At 68.1% G+C, this 16,913-nt stretch carries 17 protein-coding genes; 8 read left to right on the top strand and 9 right to left on the bottom strand.

Features of this window, described 5'->3' with window-relative positions:
• Nucleotides 1-74: 74 nt before the first annotated feature.
• Together U4012_RS14910 and U4012_RS14905 are read right to left on the bottom strand one after the other, a co-directional pair.
• Nucleotides 75-1,532, bottom strand: a complete 1,458-nt coding sequence (locus tag U4012_RS14910; RefSeq protein ID WP_321799537.1) for an MFS transporter — start codon at nucleotides 1,530-1,532, stop codon at nucleotides 75-77.
• A gap of 486 nt (nucleotides 1,533-2,018) precedes the next feature.
• A complete protein-coding gene (locus U4012_RS14905; protein ID WP_321799535.1) occupies nucleotides 2,019-3,182 on the bottom strand; it encodes a hypothetical protein in 1,164 nt (387 codons plus the stop codon).
• A 143-nt stretch (nucleotides 3,183-3,325) separates the two neighbouring features.
• Between U4012_RS14905 and U4012_RS14900 the strand changes: the two genes are divergently transcribed.
• The 7 genes from U4012_RS14900 (at nucleotide 3,326) to U4012_RS14870 (ending at nucleotide 9,470) form a co-directional block, all read left to right on the top strand.
• On the top strand, nucleotides 3,326-4,252 hold the full coding sequence (locus tag U4012_RS14900) for a LysR family transcriptional regulator (RefSeq protein WP_044843518.1): 927 nt from the start codon (nucleotides 3,326-3,328) through the stop codon (nucleotides 4,250-4,252).
• A 117-nt stretch (nucleotides 4,253-4,369) separates the two neighbouring features.
• Nucleotides 4,370-5,572 (top strand): YbfB/YjiJ family MFS transporter, encoded by a 1,203-nt coding sequence (locus tag U4012_RS14895; RefSeq protein ID WP_321799532.1) that lies wholly within the window; start codon nucleotides 4,370-4,372, stop codon nucleotides 5,570-5,572.
• Nucleotides 5,569-6,828, top strand: coding sequence for an MFS transporter (locus tag U4012_RS14890; protein WP_321799530.1), 1,260 nt, complete (start codon nucleotides 5,569-5,571; stop codon nucleotides 6,826-6,828). Before U4012_RS14895 ends, U4012_RS14890 begins: the two co-directional genes overlap by 4 nt.
• A gap of 279 nt (nucleotides 6,829-7,107) precedes the next feature.
• Nucleotides 7,108-8,208, top strand: a complete 1,101-nt coding sequence (locus U4012_RS14885; protein ID WP_124570515.1) for an NAD(P)H-dependent flavin oxidoreductase — start codon at nucleotides 7,108-7,110, stop codon at nucleotides 8,206-8,208.
• 168 nt (nucleotides 8,209-8,376) lie between these two features.
• Nucleotides 8,377-8,748 (top strand): GFA family protein, encoded by a 372-nt coding sequence (locus tag U4012_RS14880; RefSeq protein WP_044843515.1) that lies wholly within the window; start codon nucleotides 8,377-8,379, stop codon nucleotides 8,746-8,748.
• A complete protein-coding gene (locus U4012_RS14875) occupies nucleotides 8,745-8,888 on the top strand; it encodes a hypothetical protein (RefSeq protein ID WP_321799526.1) in 144 nt (47 codons plus the stop codon). The genes U4012_RS14880 and U4012_RS14875 overlap by 4 nt, the downstream gene beginning before the upstream one ends.
• A gap of 126 nt (nucleotides 8,889-9,014) precedes the next feature.
• The gene (locus U4012_RS14870; RefSeq protein ID WP_044843621.1) at nucleotides 9,015-9,470 is read left to right on the top strand and encodes a MarR family winged helix-turn-helix transcriptional regulator; all 456 of its coding nucleotides are present in this window, start codon (nucleotides 9,015-9,017) and stop codon (nucleotides 9,468-9,470) included.
• Between the two features lie 124 nt (nucleotides 9,471-9,594).
• Here U4012_RS14870 and U4012_RS14865 read toward each other — a convergent pair whose 3' ends face one another.
• The 5 genes from U4012_RS14865 to U4012_RS14845 all read right to left on the bottom strand — a co-directional run bounded on the left by U4012_RS14865 (nucleotide 9,595) and on the right by U4012_RS14845 (nucleotide 12,445).
• Nucleotides 9,595-10,338, bottom strand: coding sequence for a GNAT family N-acetyltransferase (locus U4012_RS14865; RefSeq protein ID WP_321799523.1), 744 nt, complete (start codon nucleotides 10,336-10,338; stop codon nucleotides 9,595-9,597).
• A 141-nt stretch (nucleotides 10,339-10,479) separates the two neighbouring features.
• Nucleotides 10,480-10,806 carry a DUF4148 domain-containing protein gene (locus U4012_RS14860; protein ID WP_321799801.1) on the bottom strand — a complete coding sequence of 109 codons (327 nt, stop codon included), beginning with the start codon at nucleotides 10,804-10,806 and terminating at the stop codon, nucleotides 10,480-10,482.
• 90 nt (nucleotides 10,807-10,896) lie between these two features.
• A complete protein-coding gene (locus U4012_RS14855; RefSeq protein WP_321799800.1) occupies nucleotides 10,897-11,223 on the bottom strand; it encodes a DUF4148 domain-containing protein in 327 nt (108 codons plus the stop codon).
• Between the two features lie 66 nt (nucleotides 11,224-11,289).
• Nucleotides 11,290-11,709, bottom strand: coding sequence for an organic hydroperoxide resistance protein (locus tag U4012_RS14850; RefSeq protein ID WP_124485459.1), 420 nt, complete (start codon nucleotides 11,707-11,709; stop codon nucleotides 11,290-11,292).
• A gap of 271 nt (nucleotides 11,710-11,980) precedes the next feature.
• Nucleotides 11,981-12,445 carry a RidA family protein gene (locus tag U4012_RS14845; RefSeq protein ID WP_321799521.1) on the bottom strand — a complete coding sequence of 155 codons (465 nt, stop codon included), beginning with the start codon at nucleotides 12,443-12,445 and terminating at the stop codon, nucleotides 11,981-11,983.
• A gap of 339 nt (nucleotides 12,446-12,784) precedes the next feature.
• Here U4012_RS14845 and U4012_RS14840 point away from each other — a divergent pair, with 339 nt between their 5' ends.
• Nucleotides 12,785-13,717: a LysR family transcriptional regulator gene (locus U4012_RS14840; RefSeq protein ID WP_044843509.1), complete on the top strand. Its 933-nt coding sequence runs from the start codon at nucleotides 12,785-12,787 to the stop codon at nucleotides 13,715-13,717.
• A 157-nt stretch (nucleotides 13,718-13,874) separates the two neighbouring features.
• Here the strand turns inward: U4012_RS14840 and U4012_RS14835 are convergent, their stop codons facing one another.
• Nucleotides 13,875-14,582: an SDR family NAD(P)-dependent oxidoreductase gene (locus tag U4012_RS14835; RefSeq protein WP_321799519.1), complete on the bottom strand. Its 708-nt coding sequence runs from the start codon at nucleotides 14,580-14,582 to the stop codon at nucleotides 13,875-13,877.
• A gap of 852 nt (nucleotides 14,583-15,434) precedes the next feature.
• The gene (locus U4012_RS14830; protein ID WP_415750379.1) at nucleotides 15,435-16,907 is read right to left on the bottom strand and encodes an efflux transporter outer membrane subunit; all 1,473 of its coding nucleotides are present in this window, start codon (nucleotides 16,905-16,907) and stop codon (nucleotides 15,435-15,437) included.
• Between the last annotated feature and the right edge of the window lie 6 nt (nucleotides 16,908-16,913).

Here is a 16,913-nt window from a genome sequence, read left to right as displayed (position 1 = left end):
CGCGACCTGCGTTCAACGCGCGCCAGGCGCGACGCACGGGGCACCCATGCGCATGCCTCGTGCCGCATACCGCGTCATACCGGGTTGATGTCGTCCTGGCTGCGCCGCGTGGTCAGCGGCCCGAGCACGCGCAGCGTGACCGCGACGATGCCGAGCGCGACCGAGATCACGCCGAACATCGCTCCCGCGCCGTGTTGGGCCAGCACCGGCAGCAGCACGAACGGCAGCGCGCCGCTGACGATGCGCGACAGCGAGTAGGTGCTGCCGATCGCGGTCGAACGCACGCGCGCCGGGAAGATCTCCGCCTGATACACGTGATACGCGTTGCTGAACACGTTCGACGCGCAGGTCGTCAGGAACCCGAAACAGACGATCAGCGCCGTATTGCCCGAATACGCGAAGCACAGCCCGAACGCGGCGATCGAGAGGATCGACACGATCACGAGCGTGCGGCGCTCGATCCAGTTCAGCAGCGGAATCGACAGCAGCGAGCCGATCGGATAACCGATGAACGACAGTGCGATGAACAGCGTGCTGTCGGTGACGTCGAACCCGCGGCTCTTGACGACCGTGCTCGCGAGCGTGCCGAAGCCGTAATAGCCGAAGCCCTGGAACAGGTGGAATACCGCGAGCATCAGGTAGCGCGCGCCGTAGGGCCGGCGGCGCAGCAGCGCGATGCGCTCGCTGACGCGCAGCGGCCGCTGCGGTTCGGCCGATGCCGCGAACTGGTCGGGCACGCGCACGCCCGCGCTATCCGCGAAGCGCTTCGCCGCGGCATGCGCATCCGCGGCGCGGCCCTGCGCGAGCAGCCAGCGCGGGCTTTCCGGCAGCCGGTGCTGGACCAGCAGCACGTACACGGCGCCGAGGCTGCCGATCGCGAGGATGATGCGCCAGCCGGCCACGCCCGCGACGTGCAGCGGATTCAGCCACAGCGCGAGGAAGCCGACCAGCGGCACGGCGACGTACGAAGTCGTATAGGCCCAGGCGGCAAGCCGTCCGCGCTTGTCCTTCGGCAGGATTTCGGACAGGAAGCTGTCGGCGACCGGGTAGATCGCGCCGACGCCGATGCCCGTGAGAAAGCGGCATGCGACGAGCATGTCGGCGTTCACCGAGAACGCGCCGATCAGCGAGAACGCGCTGTACCAGACGAGCGTCATCAGGAACGCCTTGCGCCGGCCGATGCGGTCGGCGAGGCTGCCGAGACACAGCGCGCCAACGAACATTCCGATGAATGCCGACGCGAGCAGCAGCTTGAAATCGGCGCTTTGCCGGCTGAGCCCGTATTCGTGCTGCAGCGCGGAGCCGATCGTGCTGACGAGGAAGATCTCGTACATGTCGAAGAACAGCCCGATGCCGATCACCCAGACGACGAACCGGTGCAGCGCACCGACCGGCAAGTCGTCCATGAATTCGCCGAGCGTGATGCCGCGGGCGGGCAGGGCCGTCGCATCGGCGCCGGCCCGGGCCGCGGACGATGCGGCGGACGCGGGGCCGCCCGCGGTGCCGCCAAGGTCGAGGGATTGGCTGTTCATCGTGTCTCCTGATTGTCGATTTGCCGTGGCGCGATGCCCGGCCGTTCGCGGCTATTCGCGGCCGGCATCACGGGCCCGGTCGCGCGACGCGGCGCACGTGCCCGCAAGGCCGGCGAAAGGCCGGATGCGCGGGATCGCGCCGATCGTCCGAAACATGGTCGGCGAATTTGCGCGACGCGATAATTGCGGATGCTTCAAGCATCCTTTCCCGCGCAGAAAGGCCGGGAAACGCCCGCTGGGCGGGCGTCGGACGGAAGGCGAGCCGAGGCGGGAAGGTCAGGGCAGGGAAAACGATAGGCCGCGCTGCGCGGATTCGGCGGCCGGTGATGGTGATGGCGTACCGCACGGTTCGGTATCCTCGGTCAATCCGCCGGCGCCGCGCGAGGGAAAGGCGGAGCGACGCCGCGGGACCTTGCATTCGTCAGCGTTCATCGATCGCTGCGACGCACCGAATGTGCAGCGCCGCCGCTCGTCCGCCCATCCGGTTCATGGCGACGCGCACGGATCGGACCGTTCGTCCGTCGCCGCCGCACCGGCATCGGTGCCGGTCCCGACGTCGGCCCGTTCATGCCGCACCGTCTCCGACGCAACCGCCTGCAGCTTCACCGCCAGGTCCGGCGCGATGCCGAGCTGGACGGCTGCTTGCTCCCGCGCGCCCAGGGTGCGCACGTCGACGCCGGCGATCTGCTGGAACAGCACGAGCGCGCTGAGGTAAGCGCCCGTCACGCCCGGATGCTGATAGTCGAGCCGCGAGATCGGCGGGTCGTTGTGCGCGCGCATGCCGTACCACAGCAGCGGGGCACCCGACGGCGCATACGGATCGGGATCGGCGATGCCCGCCATCCACGCGCGCTGCCATGCGCGGCCGACCGGCGCGACGGCCACGATCGACGGATCGGTGCGGCGGGCGCGTTCGAATGCATCGCGATACGCGGCGACGAGGTCGGCGAGACGCTCGACGTAGCGCGCGTGAAAGCCGGCGCTGCCCGGCTCGCCCGCCAGCGCTTTCGCGAGATCGGCGCCCGGCCAGGTTTCGTACAGATAGACGCGCGCTTGCGGTGCAGCAGCGCGAATGCCGCGCGCGATCTTCGCGACGCTCGCGCAGAAGGCGGCGGGATCGCTGGCACGGCTATGCGTGAGCACGAACGGCAGCGGCTTCGCGCTCAACTCCTGCAGCACGACCGCGTCCCAGACAGGCCGGTCGATCACGTCCGATGCAACGCGGTCGTGTTTGGCGAGACTCGTCGCCGACATCGCTTCGAGATGGACGTCATAGTCGAGCCCGGCTTCGACGGCAAACCGCGCGAAGATGCCCGGAATCCCGCCCCACGGGCCCGGCTCGCGTTCCGCGCGGGCGCCGGTCTGCCCGAAGTTCTCGTCGATCACCCGCGCCGCGGCCGCGCCTGCGGCCTGACGGCCGGCATGCATCGCGCCGTACGAACGCACGGGTGTGTAACGGCCGTGCGTGAGGCTGTCGCCGACGAACAGGATGCGTTGCGGCGTGCGGATTGCGGGTGCCGGCAACCCGGGCGGCGACACGGCCGACGAGCCGGCCATCGCCGGCCCGGCGACCAGCCACGCGACGACGCACGCCGACGCGCAACGCATGACGACGCAACGCAACGCGGGCACGGCAGGCAAGTCGGTCATCTCGAAGTTCCGCAAGGACGCGTGGCCGAAGTATTTCACGAAGCGGCACGACCGCGCTGCCCCCGCGTTGCGCAACGCGTACGGTAGACTGCTCGCTGGCTTTTCCCGCCCACGACACGACCCCACGCGCCCCCGCACACGACATGGACCGAATCGATGCGATGAAGGTGTTCGTCGCCACGCTCGACGAGGGCAGCCTCGCGGGCGCGAGCCGCCGCCTGGGCCGCTCGCCGGCGGCCGTCAGCCGCGCGCTCGCATTTCTCGAGGAACACACGGGCACCGCGCTGCTGTACCGGACCACCCGGACGATCCGCTTGAGCGAAGCCGGTGAACGTTACGCGGCAGCGTGCCGCCGCATCCTCGCGGATCTCGAGGAAGCCGACATGCTGATCGCCGACGAACGCTCGGCGCCGCGCGGCCTGCTGACGATCACCGCACCGGTCGCCGCGGGCGAAGACGTGCTGCGTGCGCTCATCGACGAATTCATCGACCGCCATCCGGCCGTGTCGATTCGCCTGCAACTGCTCGACCGTCCCGTCAGCCTGATCGACGAGGGCATCGACGTCGCGCTGCGCATCGCGCACCTGAGCGATTCGACGCTCGTCGCGATGCCGGTCGGTGCGGTGCGGCGTGTCGTCGTCGCGTCGCCGGACTACCTTGCGAACCATCCGCCGATTACCGCGCCGGCCGATCTCGCCCGGCACCGGATCATCTCGATGACGCACTTCGGGCTCGATTCGTGGAGCTTTCCGCCGTCCGCGCCGTCGGCGCTGCCGCAGGTGGTCCAGTTCGCGCCGCGCTTCATCGTCAACACGATCCGAGGCGCGCTCGCGTCGGCGCTCGCCGGCCACGGCGTCACGCGGCTGTTTTCGTATCACGTCGCGGAGCCGGTGCGGGACGGCGCGCTGCGCATCGTGCTGCGCGACAGCGAGCACGCGCCGCTGCCGATTCATCTGGTCACGCCTTACGGACGCCTGTCGGTGCCGAAGGTGCGGACGTTCGTCGATTTCGCCGCGCCGCGATTGCGCGAGCATTTCGCGCAGCTGGCGGCCATCACCGACGGAGATTGAATCGAGTTACGGAAGAATGGCTTCCGTGTTGCATGGATTCTCCCGATACCCGGTTCAATCTAGACTTCCATCAACCGGCGGATGCGCGTGCATCCGCCCAGCGAATGGGAGGTCTCCATGCAACAAGCGCTTCTCGACCGGCCGCACGCCCCCGCGTTCAACGTGTGGCGCGGCACGGTATCCGGCGCCAGTGCGAGCCTGATCGGCATCGGCCTGGCGCGCTTTGCGTACACGCCGCTCTTGCCGGCGATCATCGGTGCGCACTGGTTTCCCGCGTCCACCGCCGCGTATCTCGGGGCGGCCAATCTCGGCGGCTATCTGGCCGGTGCGCTGGTTGCCGGCACGCTCGCGCGCCGCGCCGGCTCGACCACCGTGCTGCGCGCGATGATGCTGCTCGCGACGCTCGCATTCGTCGCGTGCGCGGCGCCCGTGTCGTTCCTGTGGTTCTTCGTGTGGCGTTTCGCGTCCGGCCTGTCGGGCGGGGCGCTGATGGTGCTCGCGGCGCCGGCGATCCTCACGCACGTGCCGCCGTCGCGGCGCGGTTTCGCGAGCGGCGGCATCTTCACCGGGATCGGGCTCGGCATCGCGGCATCGGGCACGATCGTGCCGATCCTGCTGCGGCAGGGGCTCACCGTCACGTGGCTCGGGCTCGCGATCGTGTCGCTGCTGCTGACCGCCGTCGCGTGGCGCGGCTGGCCGGCCGACGACGCACAGCCCGCCGCCGCCGCGGCGCATGCCGCGCACGCGCGCAACCTGCCGGCCGGCAGCCTGCGCGCGCTGTACGTCGAATACGGGCTCAACGCGGTCGGGCTCGTCCCGCACATGATCTTCCTCGTCGACTACGTCGCGCGCGGACTCGGCAAGGGCGTCGACGCGGGCGCGCAGTACTGGGTGCTGTACGGCCTCGGCGCGATCGTCGGGCCGCTCGCGTGCGGGCATCTGGCCGACCGTGCGGGCTTCGGCCGCGCACTGCGGATCGCATTCGCGATCGAAGCCGTCGCGGTCGCGCTGCCGCTGCTCGGCCTGGGCCCGGCCGCGCTGATCGTGTCGAGCCTGCTCGTCGGCGCGTTCACGCCCGGCATCGTGCCGCTCGCGCTGGGCCGCGTGAACGAGCTGCTCGCGCATCATCCGTCGGTCGCGAAGCGCGCATGGCGCAGCGCGACGACCAGCTTCGCGATCATGCAGGCGGTCGCCGCCTACGGTCTGTCGTACCTGTTCGCATCGAGCGGCGGCCGTTACGAAGCGCTGTTCGGCGTCGGCACCGCCGCGCTGTTGCTGGCGCTCGCGGTCGACATGATCTCCTCGGCGAGAGCGCGATGAGCACGACCGCCCACCCACCGGCCGCCGCACACGGCGGCCGCTCGAGCGCCGGCTACGCCGAACGCAATGCGCGCTACTGGCGCCGCAATCTCGCCGTGTGCGTGTTCGGTTCGTTCACGACGCTCGTGAGTCTCAGCATGCTGCTGCCGTTCCTGCCGCTGTACGTGCGGCAGCTCGGCGTCGACGCGCAGTCGGCCGTGATCCAGTGGTCGGGCGTCGCGTTCGGCGCGACGTTCCTCGGCACGGCCGTCACCGCACCGCTGTGGGGCCGCCTCGCGGATCGCTTCGGCCGCAAGCCGATGCTCGTGCGCGCGGCGCTCGGGATGGCCGTCGTGATGTCGCTGATCGGCGTCGCGCACAACGTGGTGGAACTCGTGGCACTGCGGCTGATCGCCGGGCTCGTCGGCGGCTATGCGTCCGCGTCGACCGTGATGGTCGGCACCCAGGCGCCGCGCGAACGCGCGGGCTGGGCGCTCGGCATCCTGTCGACCGGCGCGCTCGCGGGCAATCTCGTCGGGCCGCTCGTCGGCGGCCTGCTGCCGGGCTGGTTCGGCATTCGCGGCACGTTTTTCGCGGGTGGCGCGATGATCGCCGTCGCCGCGCTGCTGACGATCGTCGTCGTGAAGGAGGACTTCGATCCGGCCACCGACGCGCACGCGCGGCACGCGCGCGCAACGTCGGCGAACCCGGCCCGGCGCACCGATCGCGTGGCGGTCGCCGCGCTGCTCGTGACGGCGATGATGGTGCTGCTCGCGAACATGTCGATCGAGCCGATCATCACGGTCTATATCGGCGGGCTCGGCGTGGACGGCAGTCATCTGGCGCGCATCGCCGGCGTCGTGATGGCCGGCTCCGCACTCGGCAGCATGCTGACCGCCGCGCGGCTCGGCGCGCTCGCCGACCGGATCGGCAGCTGGAACGTGATCGTCGGCTGCCTGCTGCTGACCGCGCTCGCGATGCTGCCGCAGGCGTTCGTCACGCACTGGTGGCAGCTCGCCGCGCTGCGCGTGCTGATGGGGATGACGCTCGCCGGGTTGCTGCCGTCGATCGGCAAGCTGGTCCGGCAGTCGGTCGACGAGCGCGCGACGGGCCAGATGCTCGGCTACCTGCAGTCCGCGCAGTTCGGCGGGCAGGTGATCGGCCCGGTGATCGGCGGCCAGATCGGCGTCACGCTCGGCCTGCATTCGGTGTTCTTCGTGACGGCCGCGCTGCTGGCGGCCTGCGCGGCGCTCGCATATCGGGTGCGCAGCCGGTAGAAGCGCTGCGCGCTGACCCGCGGGCGGCGCGCTGGCGTAGCATGGGCGCAGTTGCGGGACGGCCGGTTCGCACGCCGTGCGGAGGCGATGCCGCAACCACGCGTCGCGACGGCCGCGTCGTCGTTTGGTCAGCCGCCGTACCCGGCACCGCTTTCGCATTCGCATGACAGGGTCCACGCGACGCAGCGCGCATCCGCGACGTCGCCGGACCCACCCAAGCCGCTTCGGCCGGCAGCCGGCCCGAGCCTTCCGATCCCGGACGTTGCAGGAGGCAACGACATGAATCGACCGACCGACAACCGGACGCTGCTGCGCACGCTCGGCGTCCGCACTCCGATCATCCAGGCGCCGATGGCCGGCGTCAGCACGCCCGCGCTGGCGGCTGCCGTGTCGAACGCGGGCGGGCTCGGCTCGCTCGGCGTCGGCGCGACGAACGCCGACGGCGCGCGCAAGATGATCCGCGACACGCGCGCGCTCACCGACCGGCCGTTCAACATCAACCTGTTCTGCCACCAGCCGGCGCGGGCCGACGCCGCCGTCGAACGCGCGTGGCTCGAGTGGCTCGCGCCGGTGTTCCGCGAATACGGCGCGACGCCGCCGGCGGCGCTGTCGGAGATCTACACGAGCTTCGTCGCGGACGATGCGATGCTCGCGATGTTGCTCGAGGAAAAACCGGCGGTCGTGAGCTTTCATTTCGGGTTGCCGTCCGACGAGGCGATCGCGATGCTCAAGCGCGCCGGCATCACGCTGTTCGCGTCCGCGACGCATCCCGACGAAGCCCGCCAGATCGCCGCGGCCGGCATCGATGCGATCGTCGCGCAGGGCATCGAGGCGGGCGGGCATCGCGGCGTATTCGACTCGACGGCGCACGACGACCGGCTCGGCACGTTCGCGCTGACGCGACTGCTCGTGCGCGAATGCGCGCTGCCGGTGATCGCCGCCGGCGGCATCATGGACGGCGACGGCATCGCCGCGGCGCTCGCGCTCGGTGCGCAGGCCGCGCAACTCGGCACGGCGTTCGTCGCGTGTCCGGAAACGTCGATCGACGACGGTTATCGCCGCGCGATCCTCGGCGACGCGGCGCACCGCACGACCTTCACGACCGCGATCTCCGGCCGTGTCGCGCGCGGCATCGCGAACCGGCTGACCGCGCTCGGCGACGATCCGCACGCACCGGCGACGCCCGCCTATCCGATCGCGTACGACGCCGGCAAGGCGCTGCATGCGGCCGCGAAGGCGAAGGGCGAGTTCGGCTACGGCGCGCAGTGGGCAGGGCAGGCGGCGCCGCTCGTGCGGTCGCTGCCGGCGGCGGAACTGTTCGCGACGCTCGAGCGCGAGACGCGGGCGGCCATCGCGCGGCTGCAGCACGCGCTGGACTGAGTGCCGGATCACGCGGCGCGCGGCGGACGTGCCGGAAGGCGCTGAAATCCGCACCGTTCGCGACAAAATTGCAATGCTCTGTGTCTGCGCACCGCGCGGATACAGAGCGATACAACGCGTCCGCCCGGGTTCGTTATAAAGCAGACATCACCTCTCGAGGAGCACGACATGTCTGCTACATGGTTCAACGGATCCTGCCATTGCGGCGCCGTGAAATTCCAGGTCCGGACCGCGCTTGCGCCGGCCGTTCGCTGCAACTGCAGCCTTTGCCGCCGTCGCGGCGCGCTGATGAGCCCGATGTTTCCCGCCGCCGACCTGAAGATCGTCGCAGGCGAGGACGCGCTGACGACCTACCGTTTCAACACGCGCACGGCCCGTCACTTTTTCTGCAGCCGGTGCGGCGTCTACCCGTTTCATCAGACGCGCAAGGATCCCGCGTGCTGGCGCGTCAATCTCGGCTGCCTCGAAGGCGTCGATCCGTATGCGCTCGATGCGACCGTCGCCGACGGCGCGAGCCTGTCCGTCGTGGAGGATGCATGAAACGCTGGCTGACGATCCTGCTGTTCGCCGCGGGCGGCCTCGCGACCGAAATCGCGCATCCGGTGCAGTGTTCGCTGCTGTCGATCAGCCGGCAACGGCACGGCGAGCGCCGGGGCCGGAACGACGGCGATCGAGACTGAGCGTGAGCGGGCATCGCTCGCGTCGCGTGCCGTCGATCGGAAACGATAATCATGCTTCCGATAAGATCGCACGCGATATATAATGCATTCATCTGCGACACGCTCCCGTGTCGATGGAGGATGCTCATGAAACCGACCGAAACCCAATCGCCCGCCACGCCGAAGCTTTCCGAGTTCCTGTGCTTTGCGATCTACTCGACGAACCTCGCGTTCGGCAAGGCCTACAAGCCGATCCTCGAGGAGCTCGGCCTCACGTACACGCAATACATCACGATCATTGCGCTGTGGGAGGAGGGCGACCAGACGGTCGGGCAGCTCGGCGAAAAGCTGTTCCTCGAATCGAACACGCTGACGCCGATCCTGAAGAAGCTCGAGGCGATGGGCTATCTGGAACGGCACCGCGATCCGTCGGACGAGCGCCAGGTGGTCGTGAGCCTGACGAAAAGCGGTCGCCGCGTGCGCGAGAAGGGGCTCGACATGAATCTCGTCGAAGCCACCGGGCTCAAACCCGACGAATTCGCGAAGATGCAGAAGGCGATCGTCACGCTGCGCGGCAACCTGATCGATTCGATCGACGAGTAAAGCACGAATAGCCTGGCCGCCGGCTCGATGTCGAGCCGGCGATACGATTGCAGCCGGCTTCCTCCACGATTTCCATGCTTTTCCGGCCGTCCGGACCGACTTTTGCAATGCTGCGCTCGGTTGCTTACGGTTGACGCTCGGGCTGGCCCGTCCCGGTATCCTCACGCCCCAACACCAGCAATTGCATGTCGCGACGGATCGTGAAACCGAGCGCCAGATAGCGCTCGATTGCGACGCGATTCGACGACAACACATGCAGAAACGGCGTTTCCGCCCGCGCACGAATCCGCGCGATCAATGCGCGGATCAGTCCGGCCGCGAGGCCCTGGCCGCGAAAGGCGGGATCCACGCACACGGCGCTGATCTCCGTATGGCCGCCGGCAGTCAGTCGCTGACCGGCCATCGCCACGAGCCGTCCTTCTCTCCGTACACCGAGATAGCCGCCGAATTCGATCGTGCGCGGGCCGAACGGACCCGGCTCCGTCGCCGCGATCAGTTCGAGCATCGCCGGTACGTCGCCGTCGGTCAGCCGGACATGCTCCAGCGGCTGCGCATCGTCAGGCGTTCCCTGCCAGATCATCTGATGCAGCACCGCGCGCCGGACCACGGAACATCCGCCCGGCGTCGGGATCTCGTCAGGCGTGACCAGTGCCGCGGGCCCGTGCGCGTCGATCAATGCGCGCAACGCGTCGAAAGCGGCGGGGCTGCGCTCGGCGAGGCCGGCAAACGGCGCGAGTTCGGGAGGAAAGCGCCGCGCGCGCTCGTCGCCGAGCGCAAAACGCTGCTGCTCGCCGGCGAGCGCATGCCACACGGCGTTGTCGAGCGGATGCGCTCCGCTTCCTTCGTTCCCCGTCGTTGCTTGCCGCATTGCCTGCTCCCTGATTGAAGGTCGTTCGTCGCACAGCATAGACGCGATCGTCCATTCAGGTCTCAGACGAACAAAAAGCGCATGCGTTTATATCGCATGCGCTTTATTTGATGGATGACGTCGTCGATTTCGGCGCGGTGCTCAATGACCGAAGTAGATCGAGCGCTCGGCGACCCACATGGCAGGACGGCTGCCCGACTGCGTGCCGGCTGCCGCGTCGTTGCCGTAACCGGACGTCGCCGTATCGCCTGCGGCGGTGTCGTTCGCATGGATACGCGTCAGCGCGGCCTGCAGGTCGTCCGGATAGTGCGGATCGTTCGCGCGGCCCGGCACATAGCCGGCTTGCTGGAGCTGGGCGAGCTCGGCACGCACTTGCGCACGCGTCACGACGGCTTCATTGGCAAAGGCGGGTACGGCAACGGCGGCGGATACGGCAACGAGAAGGGCAGCGATCACTTGGGTTTTCATCATTTACCTCGACAGATTCAATGGAAAGAAACGGGGCGTTCAGGCGTGTGCGGCATGTCGGCGCGATTCGTCCGGAATCGCGGATCGCGCTCAACGACCGAAATAGATCGAACGCTCGGCCATCTGCACGACCGCGCGTCGGCCCGACTGCGTCGACGCGACGGCGTCGCCGCCGTAGCCCGCGTTCGACGGTGCGTTGGCCACCGCGTCGTCCGCATGGATCTGCGTCAGCGCGGCCTGCAGGTTGTCCGGGTAGGTCGCGTCGCTGGCGCGGTTCAGCGGGTAGCCGGTCCGTTCGAGCTGCACGAGTTCGGCGCGCAATTGCGCACGCGTCACGACGGCTTCACTGGCGAAGGCCGGCGCGGCAACGGCAGCGGACACGGCGACGAGCAGGGCGGCGATCAGTTGAGTCTTCATCATTTACCTCGACAAGAAAATGGCAGGAGATTCGGGAGGGCGGCGCCTGGCCGCCCGATTCAACGTTCAGACGATGCGGATTTCGACGTCGATGTTGCCGCGCGTCGCTTTCGAGTACGGGCAGGTCTGATGCGCGGTGTCGACGATGTGCTGCACGACGTCACGGTCGAGCCCCGGCGCGCTCACGTTCAGGCGGGCCTGCAGGAAGTACGCGTTGCCGCCCATGCCCAGGTCCACTTCCGCGTCGACCGCGAGATCGGCCGGCAGCGTCACCTTCGCCGCACGTGCCGCGAGCTGCATCGCGCCGATGAAGCAGGCCGACCAGCCGGCCGCGAACAGTTGTTCCGGATTCGTGCCGGTTCCGGCGGTGCCCGGCGACGACAACTGGATGTCGAGGCGACCGTCGGAACTGCGCGCCGCGCCGTCGCGGCCGCCGGAAGTCGTATGCGTCTTGCCCGTGTACAGCACTTTTTCGATCTTGCTCATCGTTCACTCCGTCAGGTTGGAAGGTTCTATCTAATGCGATTCGATCGCATGCGATGCAGTTTGGTCGAGACGCCGAACCTCGTCAAGCGGATTCGATTAAATCGCATGCGATATTTTGTATTTCAATGTATCTGGATCGTGTACGTCCTTGCCGGGAAAGGATGTGCGGCGTTCCATCCCTTATATCGAAAAGATCGCGTCGCGCGACATTCCGGGCGCGGACAGGGCGGCCGCCGTCGGAACGGCGGCTGCCCGCGCAACCGCAACGCGGCTACGCCGGCCGGATTTCGGCGATCACGACCAGAATCACGGCTGCGTCGGCCGGCAACTGGCGCTGGGAAAACGCCGAGCGCGCGTGTCCGGCCTTGTCGCCGAGCACGGCGGCGAACAGATCGGAGGCGCCGTCGATCACGGCCGGCTGGCCGAAAAAACCGTCCGCCGACGCAACGTGCCCCTCGACACGCACGATGTGATGCAGGCGGTCGAACCCGCCGAGGTGCTTGCGGATCTGCGCAAGCACGTTCAGCGCGGCGAGTTGCGCCGCATGCCGCCCGTCGTCGACGCTCAGCCGTTCGCCGACGCGGCCTGTATAGGCAACCTTGCCGTCGACGAGCGGCAGTTGTCCGGAGATGAACAACAGGTTGCCGGCTTCGCTGACGGCCGTGTAGCTGCCGAGCGGTTGCGGCGGTTCGGGTAACGTGAGGCCGAGTTCGGCCAGCTTCTGTTCGATCGTCATCGCTTGCTCCTTCGGGGAAAATTGAGAGGCGCCCAGGCTCGGAAGATTCACTCGCACGGGTTTCTGGCAGTCACTCTATTGAGGCGGTCGAAGCCGGTAAATATCGTTCGCGCAATTGAATCGACACGCGATGTAACGAATCGCGCGCGGCGCAACACGGCGCGAACAGGTGTCGGCGACGGTCATCGGTACGCTGGTTTCCCGGCCGGGATTCATGCACACTCGCTGCTTCAGCGTCACGCGACGAAACGGCGCGCACCGGCTCGCCGCGAGCGCGATTCCGTGATGCCTACGTTCGCGTTGCCGGCCACGCCACGCACGAAGCAGCAGGAGCGCCCCATGCAGAGAAAATTCGACGACCTGCTGCTCGGCAGCATCGAGCTGTTCTGCCTGGCCGCGGAACTCGGCAGCTTCACGCTCGCGGCGACGGCTGCGAGCGTCACGCCGGCCGCGGTCAGCCGCTCGGTCGCGCGCCTCGAGGAGCGTCTCGGCGTACGCCTGTTCGTGCGGACGACACGGCAGATCCGCCTGACCGATTCCGGCCGGCGCTATTTCGAGCAATGCCGTGATGCGCTGTCGCAGCTCGTCGACGCCGAGCGCGAAGCGACGGGCCAGCAGGCCACGCCGGCCGGCGTGCTGCGCATCAGCATGCCGACGCCGTACGGACACTATCGCGTGTTGCCGCTGTTACCCGCGTTTCGCGAGCGATATCCGGACGTGCGCGTCGAAACGCATCTGAGCAACCGCAACATCGACTTCGCCGAGGAGGGTTTCGATCTTGCGATCCGCGGCCGCGCGCCGGCGGATTCGAGCCTGGTCGCGCGCAAGCTGGAGGATGCGGAACTCGTTGTCGTCGCGACGCCCGGCTACCTGAAACGCGCCGGCGTGCCGCGCGCCGTCGACGATCTGCACGCGCACGAATGCATCCAGTTCGAGCTCCCGAGCAGCGGCCGGCCGGTTCCGTGGTTGTTCAACGACGGCTCGGCGGAAATCGACGTCGCGACGACCGGCGGCTACGGCACGTCGGGCGACGTCCTCGCCGGCGTCACGCTCGCGCGCAGCGGTGCGGGCCTGTTCCAGACCTATCGCTTCATCGTCGACCGGGATCTGCGCGAGGGCACGCTCACGGAGGTGCTGTCCGGCCAGGGCGGCCGGTCGCGGCCGTTCATGCTGCTGTATCCCCATGCGCGCTATCTGTCTTCGCGCGTGCGCGTGTTCGTCGACTTTCTCGTCGAACATCTGCAACAGGCGCCCGGCAAGCGGGCACGCTAGCTGCGTCTGGGGGAATGCCGGCAACGGGGCAGAGCGGGGCGCGAATGGCGCGGCTGCGCCGTTGCCGGACCGCCGCGCTCCGCTCACCGTTCGCGTTGTTCGCGTTGTTCGCGTTGTTCGCGTTGTTCGCGTCAGCGCAGTCTCCCATCGTCGCCACTCAATGCCCGGCGCTCTGGCCGCCATCCACGTGCAGGATCTCGCCGGTAACGAACGGCGCCGAATCGAGATACAGGATCGCGCCGACGATGTCGCTCATCTCGCCCATCCGGCCGACCGGATGCAGCGAAGCGAGCGTCGCGTGCGTGTCGGGCGCATGCATCGGCGACTTGATGATGCCGGGGGACACGGCGTTCACGCGGATGCCGGCCTTCGCGTACTCGATTGCGAGCGACTTCGTCGCCGCGTTGAGTCCGCCTTTCGTCAGCGATGCAAGCACCGACGGCACGTTGCTGTTCGCATGGTCGACGAGGCTCGTCGTGATGCTGACCACGTGTCCGCCGCCGTTGCGCTGCATCGCCGCGATCGCGCGCTGCGTGACGTGGAAGAACCCGTCCAGGTTCACGCGGGTGATGGTCGCATAGTCGTCCGCGGTGTATTGCGTGAACGGCTTCGCGATGAACACGCCGGCGTTGTTGACGAGCGTATCGACCCGGCCGAAGCGCTCGAGTGCGGTATCGACCACCCGCCGCGCGACAGCCGCGTCGCCGATGTCGCCCGCGACGGTGACCAGATCGGGATCGTCCGACGCGCCGATCGAACGGGACGTCGCGACCACCCGATGGCCCTGGGCGCGGAATGCGTTGACCGTCTCCGCGCCGATGCCTTGCGATGCGCCGGTGACGATGATGACTTTGGATGTGCTCATGATTTGCCTCGACAGGTGACTGGTTTTCGGCGTGGGTGCCGACCGGATCGATGAATCCGATGGACCAGACTTTAGGCGCGTCGCGCCGGAGTTCGAACACCCACCGTGGACCAACAGTCTTGCGTCGCGGGAACAAATGCGGGAAAGAACGGGGCGGCCGCGACCGCGATCGTTGCGGCGGAAGGGGAATCGACACGGCTGAGAACGAAGCAGCAATCGGGGGCGACACCGCACGTCGAATCGCCGTGAAATCCGGGATTCGTGCGAGGAAGTGCTGTCAATGCCGCGCGATGGTGTACTCGGACACGTCGGGTACTTCGAGGGTTTATCGAATCTATCTGGATAACTTTTCTTATCACAATAGCATCGATATAAATCGAAACCGGCGAGTACGAAAACGCGTCTGACCTGACCTGCATACGCTTCCTGTGCCTTCCGCGGCTCAGGCTTACTCGTCTGCTGGCGCATCGAATCGAACTGCAATCACGGCAACGGTCCGTACGTCTCCGTTTTCTCGCTTACGTCGGCCGCCGACTCAAGCCTCGGAGAACAGTCGGGCGAGGTGCGGTTCGAGATCGGGGAGCGCATCTGCGTGCCGATCTCCGAGCCGGTCTGGCGTCGAGGGCTTGGGTTCCGCGACCAACCTGGCCGATGTCTGACCGCCCCGATACCGCGGCAGATCGATGGACGACGCCTTGATCATCGCCATCGAGTTGCTGCACATCGCGTTCCGCGTGCGCTTTGGACGAAAGACCGAATCCCCGCGAGCAATCGAGTCGCCCGTGGTCCGCGATTGCGCGAACCAGGAACGTGTGCAGGCTCCATTGCGCGCGCCAGTGCAGGGCGGCGGCGTCAGCGTGAGCTCAGCGTCGTCTGCGCATCGTGCGATGCCGGGTCCCAGCCGCCGCCGAGCGCCTTGAACGTCGAGATCGCTGCACGAGCGGATTCCGTCTGTGCCTGTGCACGCGCGTCGGCGGCCTGGAGCAGGGTCTCGTTGGCGTGCAATACGTCGATGAAACTCGCTGCACCGCTGCGGTACGCGGTCATCGAGGAATCCTTGGCGCGGGAAAACGACGACTCGGCATGCGACAGCGTGGCAGCCTGCGCCTCTCGATTCACCAATGACGAGAGCGAGTTTTCGACGTCCTCGGAGGCGCGGAGCACGGCCTGCCGGTATGCCGCGAGCGCCTGCGCGTCGGCGCCTTTCGCCGCGTCGACATCGGCACCGATGCGCGCGAAATCGAACAGGCGCCAGCGCAGCCCGACGAGGCCGGCCGCCTGGTTGGCGCCGCCCGAGAACAACGTACCGGCGGCGGCCGAGGTCGCGCTGCCGAGGAAGGCGTTCAGCGAGACCGTCGGGTAGTACTCGCCGATCGCAGCGCCGATGCGCGCATTGGCGGCGGCGAGGTGACGTTCGGCGGCGATCAGATCGGGACGTCTTTGCAGCAGATCGGCTGGCGTGCCCATTTCCGCGAGCGCCGGCGCGACGGGGATCGGGGAAGGCGAGCCCAGCTCTGCGCGGTGCGTGCCAGGAGGTGTACCGAGCATCACGTCGAGGGCGTTCGACGCCGCATCGAGCGCCGCGAGGAGGACGGGCACGCTGGCCTGCACCTGGTCGAGCGCACCTTGCGCCTGCTGAACCTGATAGTCGGCTGCCGCGCCCTTCGAATACAGGAGTTTCACGTCTGCGAGAAGCGCCTGCTGCGTCTGCACCTGCCGGGTCGCGATATCCAGACGGGCCTGGAGCCCTCGGATCGTGACGTAGATATCGGCAGTCTGGGCCGCGACGGCAAGCCGGGTGGCAACTGCCGCCGCCTGCGTTGCCGAGTAATCGGCGAGCGCGGCTTCACGCTGACGGCGCAGACCGCCAAAAATGTCGATCTCCCAACCGGCCTCCAGGTTGGTTTCGTACGCGGTGCCCCAGCGCTCGTACCCCGGCGTGGCATTGAGCACTCGCCCCAACGGCGTATCGACAGACTGATAGGCTCGTGCCGCCGACGCGGAAACCGAGGCCGACGGCAGGAGCGCCGCGTTGGCCGTGCCGAGGCGCGCGCGCGCCTGAGTGATTTGCGCGACGGCCTGGGCCAGGTCCAGGTTCTCGGCCAGCGCCAGCGAAACGTAATGCGTGAGCAGCGGGTCGTTGAAGCTTTCCCACCATGCGGACAGGTCGGCAACCGGAGCCTTTGCCGCGCGGGCGGGCGGCTGGGTCATGTAGTGCTGCGCCAGCGGCGCATCCGGGCGGTGGTAGTCGGGACCCACGGCGCACGCCGAAAGGGCGGCGACGCTAGTCAGGAGAACAAGTGGACGGCGCAAGGGCATGATCATCTCGGG

It is taken from the genome of Burkholderia sp. BCC1988 (genome assembly GCF_905339895.1).
Lineage (GTDB): Bacteria > Pseudomonadota > Gammaproteobacteria > Burkholderiales > Burkholderiaceae > Burkholderia.
Note: the sequence above shows the minus strand (reverse complement) of the source record. Positions and strands in the feature narration are given on the sequence as shown.

What these genes read in the sequence shown, in the direction of transcription:
- U4012_RS14855 (WP_321799800.1), bottom strand. Translation starts at nt 11,223, where the DNA reads ATGAAGACTCAACTGATCGCCGCCCTGCTCGTCGCCGTGTCCGCTGCC.
- U4012_RS14865 (WP_321799523.1), bottom strand. Translation starts at nt 10,338, where the DNA reads ATGCGGCAAGCAACGACGGGGAACGAAGGAAGCGGAGCGCATCCGCTC.
- U4012_RS14885 (WP_124570515.1), top strand. Translation starts at nt 7,108, where the DNA reads ATGAATCGACCGACCGACAACCGGACGCTGCTGCGCACGCTCGGCGTC.
- U4012_RS14835 (WP_321799519.1), bottom strand. Translation starts at nt 14,582, where the DNA reads ATGAGCACATCCAAAGTCATCATCGTCACCGGCGCATCGCAAGGCATC.
- U4012_RS14910 (WP_321799537.1), bottom strand. Translation starts at nt 1,532, where the DNA reads ATGAACAGCCAATCCCTCGACCTTGGCGGCACCGCGGGCGGCCCCGCG.
- U4012_RS14830 (WP_415750379.1), bottom strand. Translation starts at nt 16,907, where the DNA reads ATGATCATGCCCTTGCGCCGTCCACTTGTTCTCCTGACTAGCGTCGCC.
- U4012_RS14895 (WP_321799532.1), top strand. Translation starts at nt 4,370, where the DNA reads ATGCAACAAGCGCTTCTCGACCGGCCGCACGCCCCCGCGTTCAACGTG.
- U4012_RS14905 (WP_321799535.1), bottom strand. Translation starts at nt 3,182, where the DNA reads ATGACCGACTTGCCTGCCGTGCCCGCGTTGCGTTGCGTCGTCATGCGT.
- U4012_RS14890 (WP_321799530.1), top strand. Translation starts at nt 5,569, where the DNA reads ATGAGCACGACCGCCCACCCACCGGCCGCCGCACACGGCGGCCGCTCG.
- U4012_RS14840 (WP_044843509.1), top strand. Translation starts at nt 12,785, where the DNA reads ATGCAGAGAAAATTCGACGACCTGCTGCTCGGCAGCATCGAGCTGTTC.
- U4012_RS14870 (WP_044843621.1), top strand. Translation starts at nt 9,015, where the DNA reads ATGAAACCGACCGAAACCCAATCGCCCGCCACGCCGAAGCTTTCCGAG.
- U4012_RS14850 (WP_124485459.1), bottom strand. Translation starts at nt 11,709, where the DNA reads ATGAGCAAGATCGAAAAAGTGCTGTACACGGGCAAGACGCATACGACT.
- U4012_RS14900 (WP_044843518.1), top strand. Translation starts at nt 3,326, where the DNA reads ATGGACCGAATCGATGCGATGAAGGTGTTCGTCGCCACGCTCGACGAG.
- U4012_RS14875 (WP_321799526.1), top strand. Translation starts at nt 8,745, where the DNA reads ATGAAACGCTGGCTGACGATCCTGCTGTTCGCCGCGGGCGGCCTCGCG.
- U4012_RS14860 (WP_321799801.1), bottom strand. Translation starts at nt 10,806, where the DNA reads ATGAAAACCCAAGTGATCGCTGCCCTTCTCGTTGCCGTATCCGCCGCC.
- U4012_RS14880 (WP_044843515.1), top strand. Translation starts at nt 8,377, where the DNA reads ATGTCTGCTACATGGTTCAACGGATCCTGCCATTGCGGCGCCGTGAAA.
- U4012_RS14845 (WP_321799521.1), bottom strand. Translation starts at nt 12,445, where the DNA reads ATGACGATCGAACAGAAGCTGGCCGAACTCGGCCTCACGTTACCCGAA.